Here is a 16,073-nt window from a genome sequence, read left to right as displayed (position 1 = left end):
GTTTTGAACAAGCGGCTTTTTTAGTTTTTATGAATTGACTAGTAAGCAACACCAATACGTTGGCGTGGGAACTTACCAGATTCGAGCTCATCAATCATCGCAATCGCGTAATCGCTGACTGATATTTTGCTGTTGCCATCTTCGTCGGTGAGCAGTTGATCACCACCTGTGCGGTAGGTCGACAGTTTCTCGCCCGGGAAGATTTCTGCCGCTGGGCTAATGAACGTCCAGTTAACCTTGCTGTTAGACTGTTTGAACACTTCAAGAGCTTCACCTTGTGCTAGCGCTTCGTTTTTGTAATCTGCTGGGAAGTCAGGAACGGTCACTAACGGTACGTTTGGCGCCACTTCTAATGAACCTGCACCGCCAACCCAAAGTAGGCGCTCGATACCAAGGCTTGGTAATGCGGCTAACAATTTAGTCGCAGTATTTTTTACGATGTCGTGATTACCCAAAGCACGTCCGCCAATCGAAGTGATTACTGCATCAACGCCGGATAGTGCGGTTGCAAGGCTTGCTGCTTCATCTTGTAAATCAAATGAACGAACCTCAACATTGTTTATTTCTACACGGCTTGCATCTCTTACGACTGCAACCACGTCGTGACCACGAGATTGAGCTTCTTGAGCAATGTGACTACCAATCCAACCAGATGCGCCTAATACTGCAATTTTCATAATGTCTCTCCAATTATCTAATTTATTGAGTCGTTTTCTCGACAGCCATTGCAGTCTAATAGCTCACTAGATTGCGATAAATATCGTAAAATGATGTAGATTGTATCTATATGGTGATCTAATAAGATTTGATTAGCTAGCAAGTAGTTCAAGGAGAGCGTGATGGATAGGTTGACGGCAATGCGTAGCTTTGTCGAAGTTGCGAATTGTGCCAGCTTCACTCAAGCAGCAGAGCACTTAGATATGAGCCGGTTGCAGGTTTCACGTCATGTTCAAGAGATCGAAGGGTGGCTAAAACAAAGGCTACTGCACAGGACCACTCGTAAGGTAAGTTTGACTGCGGCAGGAGAGATTGCGTTGCAACGTTGCGAAAAAATTCTCCATGAAACCGCAGAGCTAGAAGTCACTGCACTTAATCAAACCGACGATCTTTCAGGGGTAATTCGAATTGCAGCGCCGATTGGCTTAACTCAAAACATGTTGTTGGATGTGGTTGAACAGTTTACTGAGCGTCATCCTAATATCACGGTCGAGTTGTTTGCCTCAGACCGTTTTGCGCAGCTGGTAGATGAAAGAATCGATATTGCCCTTCGCTATACTGATCAACCTGACGATAGCTTGATTGCTCGAAAGCTAATGGAAATTGATTCAGTGGTGTGTGCCTCTCAAGTCTACCTAGACAAACATGGTGAACCTCAAACGGTCGAAGCACTTCGACAGCATAACTGCTTTCGCCATTTGAGTGTTTCTAAGTGGGATTTCGTTAAGGATAACCAGCACTATTCGGTTGAGGTGTCTGGCACCATTAAGGCTAACGATGTTGGAGTATTAACTCGCGCCGCACAGCATGGAAAAGGGATTGTTCGCTTACCTTGTGACTTAGCGAATCCATTGATATCGGATGGTAAATTGACACGAGTTTTGGATGATTTTGTTTCACCGAGTAGTGTGCTTTGGGCGGTGTATTTGTCTCGTAGTTATCAGCTGCCAGTTGTTCGTCAGTTCATTGATTTTGCAGCAGAAGCTTGGTCTAGCGATATCAAGTCTGGCGATGTTTGAAGTGGCATAAATGCTTACCCGCATAAATCTACAACCCATAAATACAAAAATCCGATATCAAAGGTGATATCGGATTTGAACTCAATAATTCAGAGTTCCAGCACGCTCTCCTCTCACGAAGTCTTTACATGTAATGATGCACGGATAATCGGGTATTTATCACCTTTTCGTTTACGTCTGGTAAAGGCTGATACAAGCTTCTAGTAATGTCGGATAATACTTGGTCGTAAACTTGCGATACGACGCTAGAAATATCACTGGTTAATTCGTACATGCTATCTGCTGGTTGGGTGGCTTCAGTGCTTGATGCGATCTCGGTGAGTGCATGCATCGCACGTGTGCAAATGGGTGACCCACTGCTGATAGGACAGATAATCGATAATTGGTTGAGTTTACGGTGTGTTTGAGATGCGTAGAATTTGAATCTCGCATACTCCTCAGGCTTCTCCATATCAGGTATACACATGCGTAACTTGGTCAGGATTTCCATGCAGTCTAAGATCTGTTGCCAATTCATGTGATACTCACGGCTCATGTCTTCTCGCTCAGACTGAATCAGCCAGATGATCATCACTTCATCCATCAAGAACATGCTATGGCGAATTGTTTTGCCATGAATCGATTGGTTACGCACCAAGCTGCGGTTTTGCCAGTCACTGTGCATGGCAATGAGCTTAAGGTGATAGATGCGGTACATAGGGCGACTATCGAACGAGACATGAGATTGAAGTAGCTCAGATACCTCAAGTATGTTGTCGTAAATCTCGTTCACTTTACGAATCGACTCACTAGATAATCGATAAGCCAGAGCGTAATGCGTTGCCGCGCGATGTTTGCGTGATAACAACAATAATTCTCTAAGCAGAACTAAGGTTTCAAACCTGTGTGATAGCGCTGTTTGTCTCTTCCTTGAGAAATGAAACAGGGCCGCAAGTACTAATAGGGATAAACCCACTGAAATAACTACAAACATATTCAACTCCTAATATTTGTATACCTACTTAGTGGTAGTGCAGACACCGTGCCAAAATAAATAAGTGTTATATTTCAGTTGCTTATGATTTCTCTGTAATTATGGATGATCAATGATGGTGTATGACTTCACCATTCGAGTGAATGTTTCTCATGTTTTGCAGGATTTTTTGAGAGGTTAGTCGTCGGTGGGGAGATGGAACTTAGATTTCAGAGTAGGAAATGAAGAAGGCCTCACCCTTTATATGCTTTTAACTAGAAAAAGCAGTAAGAGTGAGGCCTTTCAATATTCATTTCTGAGCTTCGTTAGCTTAAGTGCTAAGTGTTTAGCATTGCGGACTAAACTAAACGTTACGCAAGCTTAAGGTCGAACTCAGTGCGGTACATCACCATATCTTCAATGGTCAGTACTGGCATGTTGTGTAGTTTACCGAAAGCAACGATCTCTGGCGCTTTTGCCATTGTGCCGTCTGGGTTGGTTACTTCACATAATACGCCTGCCGATTGAAGACCAGCCATTTGCATAAGATCCACAGTACCTTCTGTGTGACCACGGCGAGCAAGTACACCACCTTTACGCGCACGTAATGGGAATACGTGGCCAGGGCGAGCTAGGTCAGTAGGCTTAGCTGTTGGGTTGGCAGCTGTCTTGATCGTTGTTACACGGTCAGCGGCAGAAACACCGGTTGTTACGCCAACTTTTGCTTCGATAGTGACGGTAAACGCAGTTTGGTTTGCGCTGTTGTTATCAACAACCATAGGTGGAAGTTCAAGTTGGTTTGCTTGCTCGTCGGTTAGACACAAGCACACAATGCCGCTGCATTCGCGGATCATAAGCGCCATTTGAGCATTGGTTAGGTGTTCTACTGAGTAGATAATGTCGCCTTCGTTTTCACGATCTTCATCGTCAAGTAGAAGTACGCCACGACCTTCGCGCAGAGCTTGCAGTGCGTTTTCAACGCGAGTGATTGGTTCGCCAAATTCGGCAAGTAGTGAAGACTGATTCATGGTTAAACTCCTAAAATATCACCAGAATCAGGGCTGTATGAGGGATCTCAACCGAGCACAACAAAGCCTACTCATTACAAGTAGCTTGTACCAATCGTAGTAAACAACTGGTCATTCTAGCTGGTTAAAACCCTTGATAACGGCGTTAGAAATTTTTGACTGTAGAATAACTACTTATCGAAAAATTTTGCCTTGTTCTCAAGCGTTTTTCCTGCGCTATCTCTGATCATTTATTTACTGTGATTGGTATTAGCTCATTATGGTTTTATCCAAAACGAAATGCACCCGTCTGAGTTGGAGGCATCAACCCAATAGATAGGTGCGCCTTTCCAACTTAAACGAGTGTGTTTCCATTCTCTCTCATCCGGACTATAACCGTCGGCTCTGGCATCTCACCAGATCTGCTGACCTCGACGAATCGAGCGCTCGCGGGCTTATCTTTAGATTTTGCTAAGGACATACCGCCGGTGGGGAATTTCGCCCCGCCCTGAGAATAAAAATTAATAATTTGTTTTGCTTTGAAAGCAGACCAGATGGTAATCCTTTCGATAGTGGATTTAAAGGACTGACAGCAAAGTTTTTCAGATTCTGGCCTTATAATCCGGTAAGTGTTCACTTTATCGGCAGACCTTAGCGTGTGGTGTTTAGTCGGGCGCAGGCTATGTTTAGTGGGTTTTGATGTCTATATGTACACAAGTGGATGGTCTGGATTATTGGTGATGGCGTGACAGTTCATCAGCTCAATACTTAAGAGGCCCTTTAATCGATTATTGTTACACCATGACGGCTTACTGACCGTTTTGACATAAAATTGATATTGGCGATGCTAAGCTGCGATAGCATCCGACCACTTTATCTCAAAGATCTTAGCCATGACTTCTCTGTTCTCTAACAAATCCAAAGGCTTATTACTGCTCGTTTTAAGCTTGTATTCTCTAGTGCCTTTTTTGATCTTTGGATCTGACTTCGACCTTGGAAGCGCGGTTCTGCCTTTCTACGGTGCTTTTATGACGTTCGTGACTTACTCGGCAGGCAATCAAGGATTCTTGGTGACGCTCGCTGTTTTGTCTTTAGTCTTGCTCACGATGAAGTTTTCTAAAGCTAAGTTAGTCAGCCTTTGTTTGCAACTCGGCCTGTTGTTGGTGCTTAGCTTTGCAGCGAAGACCTTCTTAAAGCATTCAACAGAGAGCCCGCGTCCTTATTCTGAGTATTTGGTAACGCAGGAAGTGGTTGAAATGCCAGAGCTATTTTATGAGCTGCCTTTGGTAGAAAAAAATGCCGCGATTGAATCTGTGCAAGATAAGGTCAGCGAGTGGCGAACGCGTCATTGGCTTGGCGAAACGGACTACTCTTTCCCATCTGGACACATGATCTTTGTCGGTGTGTGTTTGGCATTCTTTGGCGGATTGTTCCTAGAGGCGAAACGCTTTTATCTAGTCGGCGGTTTGTTGGTTTGGGCTGGTGGTGTCGCCTATAGCCGTGTTTGGCTTGGCATGCATCGACCTGAAGATTTGGCGGCGTCTATCGCCTTTGCGGGTTTAATTTATTTATTGGTGCCACTGATTCCAACGCAAAAGATAGAACCTTTATTGCCTAAGTTTTTAAGACGAGCATAAATCTATAATTAACAAGCAGAGATTCTGGCTACTGATTGAGCCCGAGTTCTGCTTGTTTCTTTTTGGTTAGACCTAAGGACACAATTCGGTGTGACTCAGTTAGGTAGTATCTTAGTTCCTCATCCCTTTCTGGTGTGCTCTCAAAAAGCTGAATCCACTTCATGCCACGAGAAGCAAAGTAGGGTGCGGGTTTATAGCCTGGCTCTTCTTTGAGAAAGTCGAAATTCTGATCGGACGCCTTGAAGATAAAAGCAGGCTCATCTTTCGGTCCCCAACCACCAATCGCAAACACCTTGCCACCCACTTTCCAAACGTGAGAGTTATTCCACTGCATCACATAACTGGTTGCAGGCAGTGACTCGCAGAATGCATTGAATTCGTCGTAAGTCATAGAGCGTCCTTTTATCTATTGGGTGTTTGATCTGTGTTGGTTTTCGAAGATTTTTTCTTCCCGTTTTTATCGCTAATAACTAGCCAGCTAACCCCTGCCAGATTGCTGTAAAGCCACTGATAGAACATAGCAGTAATGAACCAATGCGTATCTTCTCTTTAGGGATGCTTTGTGTCGTCATCAATGCCACTTTGTAACCCAACCAAGCCGCAGGCAGCAAAGGGATGGTAATGATCAAATGGTGCATGGTGAAGAAGCCAATCGGGATCTGTACCAGTAACGAGATGATCGAACTAAACACGAAAAACGCAGAAAGGTTACCACGAAGCTGATTGGCATCTTGGTGTTGCAGTAGTAGTGCCATCGGAGGACCACCAATACCCGAACTGGTGCCAAAGAACCCAGAGAAGAACCCCGCAATACCCATCTTGGTTGGGGTTGGTTCGAGTCTAAAGGGCAGTAGGCTAACAATCACGGCAAATACTACCAATAAGCCCAACCATAGTGACAACACGCTCGTTGAAACCATCACCAACAAAGCACCACCTGCCAGTGACCCCGGAATACGGCCCAGCAATGCGATTTTTAATCCACCAATAGAGATATTTGCTCGATGTTTAAAAGCGTTGAATAACGAGATAAACAGACCGATTAAACAGATAGGCGCAGGTACATAATCTGGAGAGACCAAAAACAGCAGTGGGGCTGCAACAATGGCCAAACCAAAGCCGATTGCGGTTTGCACAAACGAGCCGACAAAAATGAGTGCCATTGCGATAAGGACAGTCTGATCTATGTATTCCATAAGCCTGCGGATTAGTTTTAAAGGAGCGGGTGGATACTATAAATGAAAACCAAAACAATAGTCTTATTATTCAGTGAGGTTTATGCCAGTTTCGCTAGTTATAATTTCTATTATCGCGACCAACAAAAAAGCGAGTGAGTATCTCAGGATGCTTCCTTTCAATACTCACTCGCTTTATTGGAACGACTTGTTGTTTACGCTAGTGGGGGAGTCAGCATAAAACGTTAAGCCATTGCCAATTTCAGTCGCTCAATCGGCTTGTCATTGATTGGTAAATGGATAAGTGCTGCTGCAAATGCCAGTACCACCGTTGACCACCAGATTGGCTCGTAAGAACCGTAGTAATCGTAAATACGACCACCAACCCAAGCGCCTAAGAAGCTACCCACTTGGTGAGTAAAGAACACCAAGCCGTACAACGTTGATAGGTAACGGGCACCGAAGATCTGACGAACTAAACCAGACGTTAGCGGAACCGTACCTAACCAACAGAATCCAATGGCCGCACCGAAGATAGCCGCAGTTGACTCAGTCACAGGCAGAGTAACAAACGCACCTATAACCACAGTACGCACTAAGTACAGTGCAGACATAACGTGGCGTTTGCTGAACTTGTCGCCCATCACACCCCAGAAGTAAGACCCGAAGATGTTGAAGATGCCAACGTAAGCCAGTGCCATCGCAGCGCTGCTCGCTGGCAGGTCTTTATCTGCTAAATAGCTCGGTAAGTGCGTTGCGATAAACATTACGTGGAAACCGCACACGAAGAAGCCCGCGTGAATCAACCAGTAACCTTTGTGAGCAAACGCTTCAGACAGTGCTTCTTTCAGTGTTTGGTTCTCTTCAGCTTGCGCTTGTTTGTTTGAGGCTGCTTTAGGCGCTCGCATGAACAGCGCAAAAGAGATCATCAAACAACACAGTACGCCAAACACTTGCATCGCACTTTGCCAATCAAACTCGTTCAGCATGTATTGTGCGCCCGGAATCACAGCGAACATACCAAATGAACCTGCAGCCGTGGTTAATCCAAACGCTTTAGCCGCGTGTTCTGCTGGCACAACTTTCGCCACTGCGCCAAGCACGATCACATAACTTGTCGCACTTAAGCCAAGGCCAACGAGTGCACCCAATGAAACGTAAAGCATGCTCGATTCGGTAGAAATTGAGGTAAGAAGTAAACCCAAACCGTAAGCACATGCACCTGCGATAATGATGCGTCTTGCTCCCCATTTGTCAGCGGCCATACCAACAAAAGGTTGGAACACGCCGAATAATAGGTTTTGTAGCGCAATCGCAAAGCTGAAAAACTCGCGACCTGTACCGAAATGCTCTGAAATTGGCATCATGAAAATGCCGAATGATTGTCTGATCCCTAGACTGATAATAAGTGTGCCTATCCCAAGCCATACCAGTAAAGGAAAACGGAAAATACTCATTCTAATACTCTTAAATTAATGGTGGTGATGTGAGTGGTCTTGCGCTGACATGTGTTGGTCAGTCATCTCATGGTGATGTTCGTGCCCAGAATGCTCATGCGCTGACTGCTGGTGGCAGCCACTGCTCACGGCATGCTGAGCCAGGAGATCAATCAATGGCTGACTGTGATGCACAATAACCAAACTAATGACGAGAAATAGCGTCATTCTGGCCAGTTGGGCAAAAAGAGATTGTGAAAACATACGGTGTTGACATGCGCTCAATGTTGTAAGAAGTCGCGCATCATAGTGATGAGTAGGTTATGTATCAAATGACCATTTGTGATGTAGTCTATGCGTTTTATGCATAGATTATCGCTTGATTGGAATTGGGACAAAACGTGTTCAATAAATAAGAAAACTTGAAGCTCGTTGGTTAATACAAACAACTATCTAATTAAGAATGAAAGCCCAAATTTAGGTTTATAACTATATGTTTAATAGCGGTTTTCACAAAGATGTAAAAACTAATATACAAACTAATCACTAAGCAACATTGCTCGTTCACTCGACTTATCTGTCAAACATCGTAAATTTGGACATAAATCGTTTCAAGACTACTGAAACGCGATGTTAAAAGATTCAGGGAGAGTCATTCACATGGATAAAGATCATAACCTTCGCGAAAACTTACTGGCACTGATCTTAGGTAGCGCACTGGTTTCACTCGGCGTTATCTTTTTCAACCAAGTCGGTTTGCTCACCGGAGGCACGGCTGGTCTAGCGATCTTCATTACCAAAGTAACAGATTTGAGCTTTGGCCAAGTGTTCTTCGCACTTAACTTACCTTTCTATATTTTGTCGGTTGCTCGTATGGGCTGGCGCTTCACCATCAATACGTTTATCGCTGTTTCGATTGTTTCGTTCGCTGTGGATCACTTGTATCACGTGATTCAAATTGCCGAAATTCATGCATTGTATGCAGCTTTACTTGGTGGTGGCTTGATTGGTACCGGCATGTTGGTGATTTTCCGTCACAAGATGAGCTTAGGTGGCTTCAACATTCTGGCATTGTTCTTACAAGAACGTTTTGGAATTCGAGCAGGTAAGGTTCAGATGGCATTAGACTGCACGATTGTTGTGCTTTCTCTGTTCATTGTTGATGTGTCATTGGTTCTTCTGTCTGTGCTTGGTGCGATAGTCACCAACTTGATTCTAGCAATGAATCATAAACCGGGGCGCTATCAACCTGTGGTAAAAGCGGAAGCAGCATAGTTCGGTTCGCCCAAGCACTCGATTCGCAGATTATGAAAACAACAAAGCCAGCATCAATTGCTGGCTTTGTTCTATTGAAATAACGGATTCGATGTAACGATTAACACTTGCCGCAGTTGGCGTTCGGCTTTAGCTCGCAATCAATCACATTGCCTTGTTGATCCAGGGACAAGTTACAACACTCTTCAAACAGGTTCTTAAGATCAGCACGGCTTTTTTGCACGCGGGATTTAACCGTTGAGTAACTGACATTCTGCGCTTCTGCGATCTCTTTCTGGCTTTGACCTTTGATGTCGACCGCAAGCAGTAGCGATGAACTTTGTTCTGGCAATGCCTGAATAAAAGGTTCAATACACAATGAAAGCATCTGCTTAAATTCAGAGTCGTGGTCTAAATCGGTAAACCACAGATCTTCAGCATCAATTTGGCTATCGCGTTGTTGGCGTGCATGCTTACGGTAGAAGTCGATAATGGTGTTGTTGGCTAACTGGAACAGCCAAGCCTTAACACTGCTCGCATCTTGTACCTTGTCTAAGTTCTGATAGGTCTTAATCAAGATATCTTGGAGCAAGTCGTCTACATCCGCAGAGTTGTTGACCTTTGAATGCAGGAATGACTTTAATGCTTGCTGATACTCGGCCCAGACTTGTTCGAGCTTCAAAGGTGCCCCGTTCAAATGTGCATCAGTTGCACTGTTCATTTACGCAACACTCGTCTTGTAAGAAATCAATCACACCTTCTAGGCATTCATACTCCGCCACGCAGAATAGAGTTCTTCCTTCTCGTCTTTGGCTGATTAGGCCCGCAGACGCCAAGCTTGATATGTGGTGAGACAAGGTAGAACCGGGAATGCCTAGCTCTTCTTGTAGGCCGCCAACTGCAATGCCTTGGTAGCCAGCTTTAACGACACTCTTATAAATGGTTAGGCGAATAGGGTGCCCCAACTCTTTAAGTGCTTTCGCAACGACTTCTAAGTTCATATTAACTCCTCAAGATTTAATTTCGATGTTAGTCGAAATGTATATCGAATTCAAATTTAAAAACGGTGTCTGTGTAAGTCATTGAAAAATTGTGTTTTCGAAAATCATTTCGATTTTTGTCGAAATAAAGCTTGATCTGGAGCTGTTTATTTCTATAATTCGAGAATATTCGAAATTAAGGGTTGGTTACTTTTCTCATAGAGCCCGACCTTCAATCCAGTTTGGAGTTAATTATGAGCAATGAAATGTTAACAATGCTAAAAGACGCACTTGATATGTTCGCTTTCTTAGCAGTAGAGCTAATTATCCTTTTCTTAGCGATCAGCTACATTGTTGGGATTCTTCAAGAGTTCCTTACACCAGAAAAGATTCAATCTATCCTGAGCTCACGTAATGGTAAGGGCTATGTGGTTGCAGCACTATTGGGCGCAATTACACCTTTCTGTTCATGTTCGACCATTCCTTTCCTAAAAGGATTGCTGCGTGCAAGAGCGGGTTTCGGTCCAATGATGGTGTTCCTATTTGGTAGCCCACTATTGAACCCGGTGATCATTGGTTTGTTCGTGATTACGTTCGGCTGGCAAGTCGCGGTGTTCTACTTCCTTGTAGCAATGACGGTGTCTGTAGTGGCTGGTTATGCACTTGAGAAGCTTGGCTTTGAGCGTTACGTAAAACCTGAAGCGTATGAATCAACAGGTTCAGCTTCAAGCTGTGGCACTAGCTGTGGTGACTCTGCTCCTAAGAAAGCAGCACCGGCTAAAGCGGAGTCTTCATGTGGTACAAGTGCATGCGGCGAACCTGCACCCGTAATGGCGAAAGAGACATCTTGCTGCGATTCTAAAAAAGAAGAGCCACAAGTCACGGTTTCATGTTGTTCAGCGGATGGAAGCGCAACAGCTGAAATCGTAGAGAAGAAAGAACCTAGCCGTTGGATGAGAATTTGGTTCTCAACTTGGAAAGACTTTAAACAAGTTTTCCCTTACCTAATGATGGGTATCGCGATTGGTTCATTCATCTACGGCTTCATTCCTACAGACCTTATTGCACAGTACGCTGGTGAAGGTATGTGGTATGCGATTCCAGTAGCTGCCGTGATTGGTATTCCACTGTACATTCGTGCTGAAGCGGTAATCCCACTAAGTGCAGCTCTAGTACAGAAAGGCATGGCGTTGGGTTCAGTTATGGCATTGATCATTGGTAGTGCAGGTGCAAGTTTGACGGAAGTTATCCTGCTTAAATCAATCTTCAAGAACCAAATGATTGCAGCATTCCTATTCGTTATCCTAAGCATGGCGATGGGTGCAGGCTTCCTATACAGCTTCATCTTTGGTTAATCAGGCTTGATTCTAGGATAACTCCCCAGATACCAAGAGATAGTTAATAAAAAGAGCTCACTTAGTTGAGCTCTTTTTTTGTTTAACTGCTTATCAAATAGGAATATCAGACTGGGTTTGGTAGCGTGGCAGAAGTACCGTGTGCAGCGAAAGCGTTGGTAGCTAACACATCGCAGTGGTGCCGATTAATTGCATCGCCGTAGTTGTTGGTTATGCCGGGAAACTGAAAACGATACATCGGAATACCATAACGACGTTCTCTCTGCTGGCCGATTCTATCTTTGCTCGTCCATAGTAGTCGGTTCTTAGCCGTGTAAGTCATACCGTGCATTTTATTGAAATACGCTTCATGACTGCGCATTTGCTCGTACAGTTCGATAATGCGTTGTCGAGAGAAGTTCAATGTCGTACTTGGTTTAAGCTGCGTGCCCCAACCGGTTAATACCTTTTCCATGAAATCTCTTGTCACCAGTCCTGGGCCGGTAAGTAATCCCGCGCCTTTGCTTCCGCCGGAAGTATTCGCATTCCCTACCAAAGTGCCGTGTCGGCCGGGCATGTAGGTGGTGTAATATTGAGTAGAAGGGGATAAGCGAGGCATTCTCGCTTTGAAAGCCAATGAACGTTCGTCTTCAGCAAAAACACATACGATTTGTTTGACGTTTTTGCCCAGTAATTTGTAATCCTTGAATGCGTTCATCCCGCCGGGCACAGGGTCACACGCAAAGATGTTGACGGGAATATGGCTAAGCTTGGGATCTTTGAGCATTCGGTTCGCCAATTCAAAGCAACTCACACCACCACGACTCCAGCCTACGATGTTAACTTGGCTAATGGGCTTAGTTTGGCGTTCAATCGCTATGTTCTGCTGGCGAGCCGCGATACCTTGTTTGAGATCGGCTGCCAGTGCTTGTGAGTCTTTCAACCAATCCTGATATTTTTGGTTGGTTGCGAAAGGCCAAGCGGACTTTTCTGGGCGAGATTCACTAAGCAGCCCTTTGGCTCGCTTCATGTAGTCATTCTTATCTTGTTGGCTTCCCCGCAAGATATTCAGCACATGGCGCATGTTGCTGTCGATACCTTTGCCTAGCAACGTTCCTTTAACTCCGGAGTACGTGTCATCTTTGCCTTGCTTCAACCATTCGTTTTGATTCCCACTGCCAACGCCATCCACTTGGATGTAGTCAATCATGTCTCTGCCAGTCGTATTCTTCGCTAACGTAGAAATCAACTCACCTGAAACGTAGTTTTTATGATTGTTGTCTTCTGAGTTTGATCCTGTACCACAGAAGAATACGGTAAAAATTGACATATATTCCCTTAAAATAATTCACCGAAATTATCGGAAGTATAACTGTAGAATCATAAGCTTGGAGCGGAATCTCCATTAATTGGTAAAGGTCAGACCAACAACGGGCAGAAATGGAACGAGGCGCAAGTTTTATAAATTGCATGCTTTGTGGTTTTTTGGAGATGTTGAGATAGGTTACGACCGTCAAGAAATATCAATCTAAGTGTCACAATACTCGTCGTTATTTTGTCTAGTATCAAACAGCAGGCTGATTTTGCCCTAGCGCTAAAATCTAATGCCTACACTTTGTATAGATACTTGCTGTCTAAGGGTTACGACCTAAGGAGCCGGTAATTTATAACAGATCGCTTTCGAGCTTAGATTAAGGTTGATAGGAGGGAGTATGTTTGCAATACACAGGGAGTATGAGTTACAGAATCAGCAGCATTTTCATGCACACATTCAGGTAAAGCCAACAGGGAATCTAGAGTTTGAAATTTTAGAGTCTCATGAACATCACGATACGGATTTTAGTCATTTATCGTTTGAGCTCGAACAAGGGAATATCAAAGTGCTTGGGCGAGATGAAAGTGGTCAACAGACGGATTGGCAACTTTTACTGGCAGAGGAAGATGCAAAAGAACTTAATCATTTGGTTGTGTTGGTGTCTGAGCAGTATGAGACGTTAATGCGAGACCTGATGTGACGAGGCAAGTTTGCAATAAGTTGAGCAAAGCAAATATCGGTAACCCAAAAATCAAAAGCCCGGCGAATAACCGGGCTTTGCTAATTATGGGTGTGTCTCATCGGGCTAGAAACCGCGAATATCCAGCTCATTATTGATCAACACAACACACTGAGAAGCAAACAGCATGTTCGGGCCTAAGCTGATCTTTTCTGTTCCTAAGCGCTTTAAACTGTTGTAGCTTTTCTTCGGCATTGGGATGTGGTCAGTCAGAAGGAAACATGGGTTTTCAGCAATCTCTGCATCACGGATAAAGTCACCCTTCTTATCCATCATGTATAGCTGGTGGTCTTCAGCCAGTTCTTTCACTAATTTTTCAAAGCTCATAGTGCGAACGACGATCCCCGGTTCAACCTGACGAATCTGCTCTTTGGTCATACCTTGAGAAGCGTCAACTGCTCTTACTACCGCTGATAACAATGCCGATTCATGAAAGCCGCCAATGTTGGTGATTTCATTTGAATTGAAAGTGATCGTACGTGAGAAGTCTTTAGTACTTTCTAATACAAGGTGCACGGTGACATTCTCACGATGAGATTGAGCAACGAAGATCGTGTTCATAAGAGTATGAGCCAGAATCTCAGTATGAGCGTCTTGCCCAACACCTTCTAAGATAAGTTTGCTCTCTGTAGGGGCTGCGCGAGCGCGTAATACAAATGAACGCATGGAATGTACCTTGTCAGTATGTGATAAAGCGAAACGGACTTTATCAACATGAATTGATGAATAACCAAAATTGTGGCGGTATGTAACTCTTTTCTATTAATGAAGTCAAATGGAGTTGCGCTTAGCACCAACCCGCGAACTTTGAGTATTAAATAGAGAATGACCACATTACAAGACGGTAAGGGTTGAAGCGAACCAATGTTTACATAGATAGTATGCGCAAATTATTAGGTGGCTTGCAGAAGGAAGTAGTCGATGAAGTTACAGAAGATTAATAAAGAAGAATATAGAAAGAAGATGAACCTGTTGCTGGTGTCGTTAGTTGGGTCACTCGCTGTGTTCGCCATTGTATTCGGAACCATACTGATTGACCTATTCGGTTCAGGACAATCAATCGCAGGCGAATCGACAGGTAATTTCCACTTGAACGTATTAGGTGTGATCTTATCAGTCGCATTGAATGTATTTATCGCGAGCCGTGTAAAAGGGCATGATTACTTCAAAGAAGCACTTTATGTATGGAACCTTAAGCAAATCCATAATCAAATCTATCGTAAGCTAAAGCGTATTCAACCCAAAGCTGAGCAAGGCGACCGAGACGCGCTGACCATCCTTTACTTCTACTACACCACGCAAAAACAGGTATACGACCTAGACAACAACACATTGACGATAAAAACGGTTCAACAGTCGCTAGATAACATCGTAGAACTGAGTGATAAATGGAGTATTGATCTAGATATAGAGGAATTTTCGAAAGACCTAGTCGCGAAATTTTAAGTGATATGCTTGTAATTGTATGAGCTTTGACCGGTAAAAGAAGCTTTTGACGTAAAAGTAGACACTTAAGCAACTTTTTTGAATTTTTATCAAAAAAGGGGTTGCCATGTTTTCGATGATCTCTATAATGCCGCCTCACTGACACGGCAGACGCCACAAGGCTTCAGCGGTAATCAGTAAGACGGAAAGTTCGAAACAAATTAATTTTAAAAAGTGTTTGACACTTAAGATTAAATCGCTAGAATTCACGTCCGCTTTCAAGGGTTTCTTTGTAAAAAGAAAGTTTCGATAAGCAAAGCTCTTTAACAATTTAAACCTATCAATCTGTGTGGGCACTCGTTGATGAATATCAAAACGTTTTATCGTTAGATAAAACAGATTCTTCGGAATCAAAATTGATTTCAATGAACTGAGTGACCAATACGTTTAACTACTTGTAGTTATTCGGCACAGTCAATTCATTACCATTCTGTTGGAATGGTAATAGCTTTAAAATTACATGTTCATGTTTACATGAATATTAGTTTTGAAGTCAGTATTCGTTGAGTCACACCTATTAATTTAGGTAATCAAAACTTTAAATTGAAGAGTTTGATCATGGCTCAGATTGAACGCTGGCGGCAGGCCTAACACATGCAAGTCGAGCGGAAACGACACTAACAATCCTTCGGGTGCGTTAATGGGCGTCGAGCGGCGGACGGGTGAGTAATGCCTAGGAAATTGCCTTGATGTGGGGGATAACCATTGGAAACGATGGCTAATACCGCATAATGCCTACGGGCCAAAGAGGGGGACCTTCGGGCCTCTCGCGTCAAGATATGCCTAGGTGGGATTAGCTAGTTGGTGAGGTAATGGCTCACCAAGGCGACGATCCCTAGCTGGTCTGAGAGGATGATCAGCCACACTGGAACTGAGACACGGTCCAGACTCCTACGGGAGGCAGCAGTGGGGAATATTGCACAATGGGCGAAAGCCTGATGCAGCCATGCCGCGTGTATGAAGAAGGCCTTCGGGTTGTAAAGTACTTTCAGTTGTGAGGAAGGGGGTAGCGTTAATAGCGCT

General features: G+C 44.0%; 17 protein-coding genes, 1 rRNA gene and 1 riboswitch. Of the genes, 8 read left to right on the top strand and 10 right to left on the bottom strand.

What is annotated here, in order from left to right; all coding sequences use genetic code 11:
- Window positions 1-38: 38 nt before the first annotated feature.
- Window positions 39-677, bottom strand: a complete 639-nt coding sequence (locus MSG38_RS07605; protein WP_248401500.1) for an NAD(P)-dependent oxidoreductase — start codon at window positions 675-677, stop codon at window positions 39-41.
- Window positions 678-839: 162 nt separating this feature from the next.
- On the opposite strand from MSG38_RS07605, the gene MSG38_RS07600 reads away from it, so the two are divergent.
- Window positions 840-1,736: a LysR family transcriptional regulator gene (locus MSG38_RS07600; protein WP_248401498.1), complete on the top strand. Its 897-nt coding sequence runs from the start codon at window positions 840-842 to the stop codon at window positions 1,734-1,736.
- Between the two features lie 124 nt (window positions 1,737-1,860).
- Here MSG38_RS07600 and MSG38_RS07595 read toward each other — a convergent pair whose 3' ends face one another.
- Window positions 1,861-2,709, bottom strand: a complete 849-nt coding sequence (locus MSG38_RS07595) for a hypothetical protein (RefSeq protein ID WP_048611609.1) — start codon at window positions 2,707-2,709, stop codon at window positions 1,861-1,863.
- 350 nt (window positions 2,710-3,059) lie between these two features.
- A complete protein-coding gene (gene ribB / locus MSG38_RS07590) occupies window positions 3,060-3,716 on the bottom strand; it encodes a 3,4-dihydroxy-2-butanone-4-phosphate synthase (protein WP_017054827.1) in 657 nt (218 codons plus the stop codon).
- A 348-nt stretch (window positions 3,717-4,064) separates the two neighbouring features.
- A riboswitch (FMN riboswitch) is annotated at window positions 4,065-4,215 on the bottom strand.
- Window positions 4,216-4,588: 373 nt separating this feature from the next.
- On the opposite strand from ribB, the gene MSG38_RS07585 reads away from it, so the two are divergent.
- The gene (locus MSG38_RS07585) at window positions 4,589-5,332 is read left to right on the top strand and encodes a phosphatase PAP2 family protein (protein WP_248401496.1); all 744 of its coding nucleotides are present in this window, start codon (window positions 4,589-4,591) and stop codon (window positions 5,330-5,332) included.
- Window positions 5,333-5,360: 28 nt separating this feature from the next.
- Here MSG38_RS07585 and MSG38_RS07580 read toward each other — a convergent pair whose 3' ends face one another.
- From MSG38_RS07580 to MSG38_RS07570, 3 genes are all read right to left on the bottom strand, one after another.
- Window positions 5,361-5,723, bottom strand: coding sequence for an MmcQ/YjbR family DNA-binding protein (locus MSG38_RS07580; protein WP_017631586.1), 363 nt, complete (start codon window positions 5,721-5,723; stop codon window positions 5,361-5,363).
- A 79-nt stretch (window positions 5,724-5,802) separates the two neighbouring features.
- Window positions 5,803-6,528, bottom strand: coding sequence for a sulfite exporter TauE/SafE family protein (locus tag MSG38_RS07575; RefSeq protein ID WP_193841066.1), 726 nt, complete (start codon window positions 6,526-6,528; stop codon window positions 5,803-5,805).
- A 224-nt stretch (window positions 6,529-6,752) separates the two neighbouring features.
- Window positions 6,753-7,964, bottom strand: a complete 1,212-nt coding sequence (locus tag MSG38_RS07570) for an MFS transporter (RefSeq protein ID WP_048611602.1) — start codon at window positions 7,962-7,964, stop codon at window positions 6,753-6,755.
- Window positions 7,965-7,993: 29 nt separating this feature from the next.
- On the opposite strand from MSG38_RS07570, the gene MSG38_RS24030 reads away from it, so the two are divergent.
- Complete coding sequence (locus MSG38_RS24030) at window positions 7,994-8,143, top strand: hypothetical protein (RefSeq protein ID WP_193841067.1); 150 nt, start codon at window positions 7,994-7,996, stop codon at window positions 8,141-8,143.
- A 460-nt stretch (window positions 8,144-8,603) separates the two neighbouring features.
- Window positions 8,604-9,218 carry a YitT family protein gene (locus MSG38_RS07560; protein ID WP_017065874.1) on the top strand — a complete coding sequence of 205 codons (615 nt, stop codon included), beginning with the start codon at window positions 8,604-8,606 and terminating at the stop codon, window positions 9,216-9,218.
- A 100-nt stretch (window positions 9,219-9,318) separates the two neighbouring features.
- On the opposite strand, the gene sigZ is transcribed toward MSG38_RS07560, so the two are convergent.
- The gene (gene sigZ, locus MSG38_RS07555; RefSeq protein ID WP_248401495.1) at window positions 9,319-9,918 is read right to left on the bottom strand and encodes an RNA polymerase sigma factor SigZ; all 600 of its coding nucleotides are present in this window, start codon (window positions 9,916-9,918) and stop codon (window positions 9,319-9,321) included.
- Window positions 9,902-10,198, bottom strand: a complete 297-nt coding sequence (locus MSG38_RS07550) for a metalloregulator ArsR/SmtB family transcription factor (protein ID WP_004733042.1) — start codon at window positions 10,196-10,198, stop codon at window positions 9,902-9,904. Before MSG38_RS07550 ends, sigZ begins: the two co-directional genes overlap by 17 nt.
- Window positions 10,199-10,431: 233 nt before the next feature.
- Here MSG38_RS07550 and MSG38_RS07545 point away from each other — a divergent pair, with 233 nt between their 5' ends.
- Window positions 10,432-11,532, top strand: coding sequence for a permease (locus MSG38_RS07545; RefSeq protein ID WP_048613118.1), 1,101 nt, complete (start codon window positions 10,432-10,434; stop codon window positions 11,530-11,532).
- Window positions 11,533-11,638: 106 nt separating this feature from the next.
- Here MSG38_RS07545 and MSG38_RS07540 read toward each other — a convergent pair whose 3' ends face one another.
- Window positions 11,639-12,841, bottom strand: a complete 1,203-nt coding sequence (locus tag MSG38_RS07540; protein WP_248401494.1) for a hypothetical protein — start codon at window positions 12,839-12,841, stop codon at window positions 11,639-11,641.
- Between the two features lie 382 nt (window positions 12,842-13,223).
- Here MSG38_RS07540 and MSG38_RS07535 point away from each other — a divergent pair, with 382 nt between their 5' ends.
- On the top strand, window positions 13,224-13,526 hold the full coding sequence (locus tag MSG38_RS07535) for a hypothetical protein (RefSeq protein WP_048613875.1): 303 nt from the start codon (window positions 13,224-13,226) through the stop codon (window positions 13,524-13,526).
- Between the two features lie 105 nt (window positions 13,527-13,631).
- On the opposite strand, the gene trmY is transcribed toward MSG38_RS07535, so the two are convergent.
- On the bottom strand, window positions 13,632-14,231 hold the full coding sequence (trmY, locus tag MSG38_RS07530; protein WP_248401493.1) for a tRNA (pseudouridine(54)-N(1))-methyltransferase TrmY: 600 nt from the start codon (window positions 14,229-14,231) through the stop codon (window positions 13,632-13,634).
- A gap of 255 nt (window positions 14,232-14,486) precedes the next feature.
- Here trmY and MSG38_RS07525 point away from each other — a divergent pair, with 255 nt between their 5' ends.
- Both MSG38_RS07525 and MSG38_RS07520 read left to right on the top strand, forming a co-directional pair.
- Window positions 14,487-15,011, top strand: coding sequence for a DUF3087 family protein (locus MSG38_RS07525; protein ID WP_060981114.1), 525 nt, complete (start codon window positions 14,487-14,489; stop codon window positions 15,009-15,011).
- Between the two features lie 579 nt (window positions 15,012-15,590).
- A 16S ribosomal RNA gene (locus tag MSG38_RS07520) occupies window positions 15,591-16,073 on the top strand; the annotation flags it as partial.

This window comes from Vibrio sp. 1CM24A (assembly GCF_023161725.1).
In the GTDB taxonomy this organism is placed as follows: domain Bacteria; phylum Pseudomonadota; class Gammaproteobacteria; order Enterobacterales; family Vibrionaceae; genus Vibrio; species Vibrio coralliirubri.
This window is presented reverse-complemented; position numbering and strand designations above follow the sequence as displayed.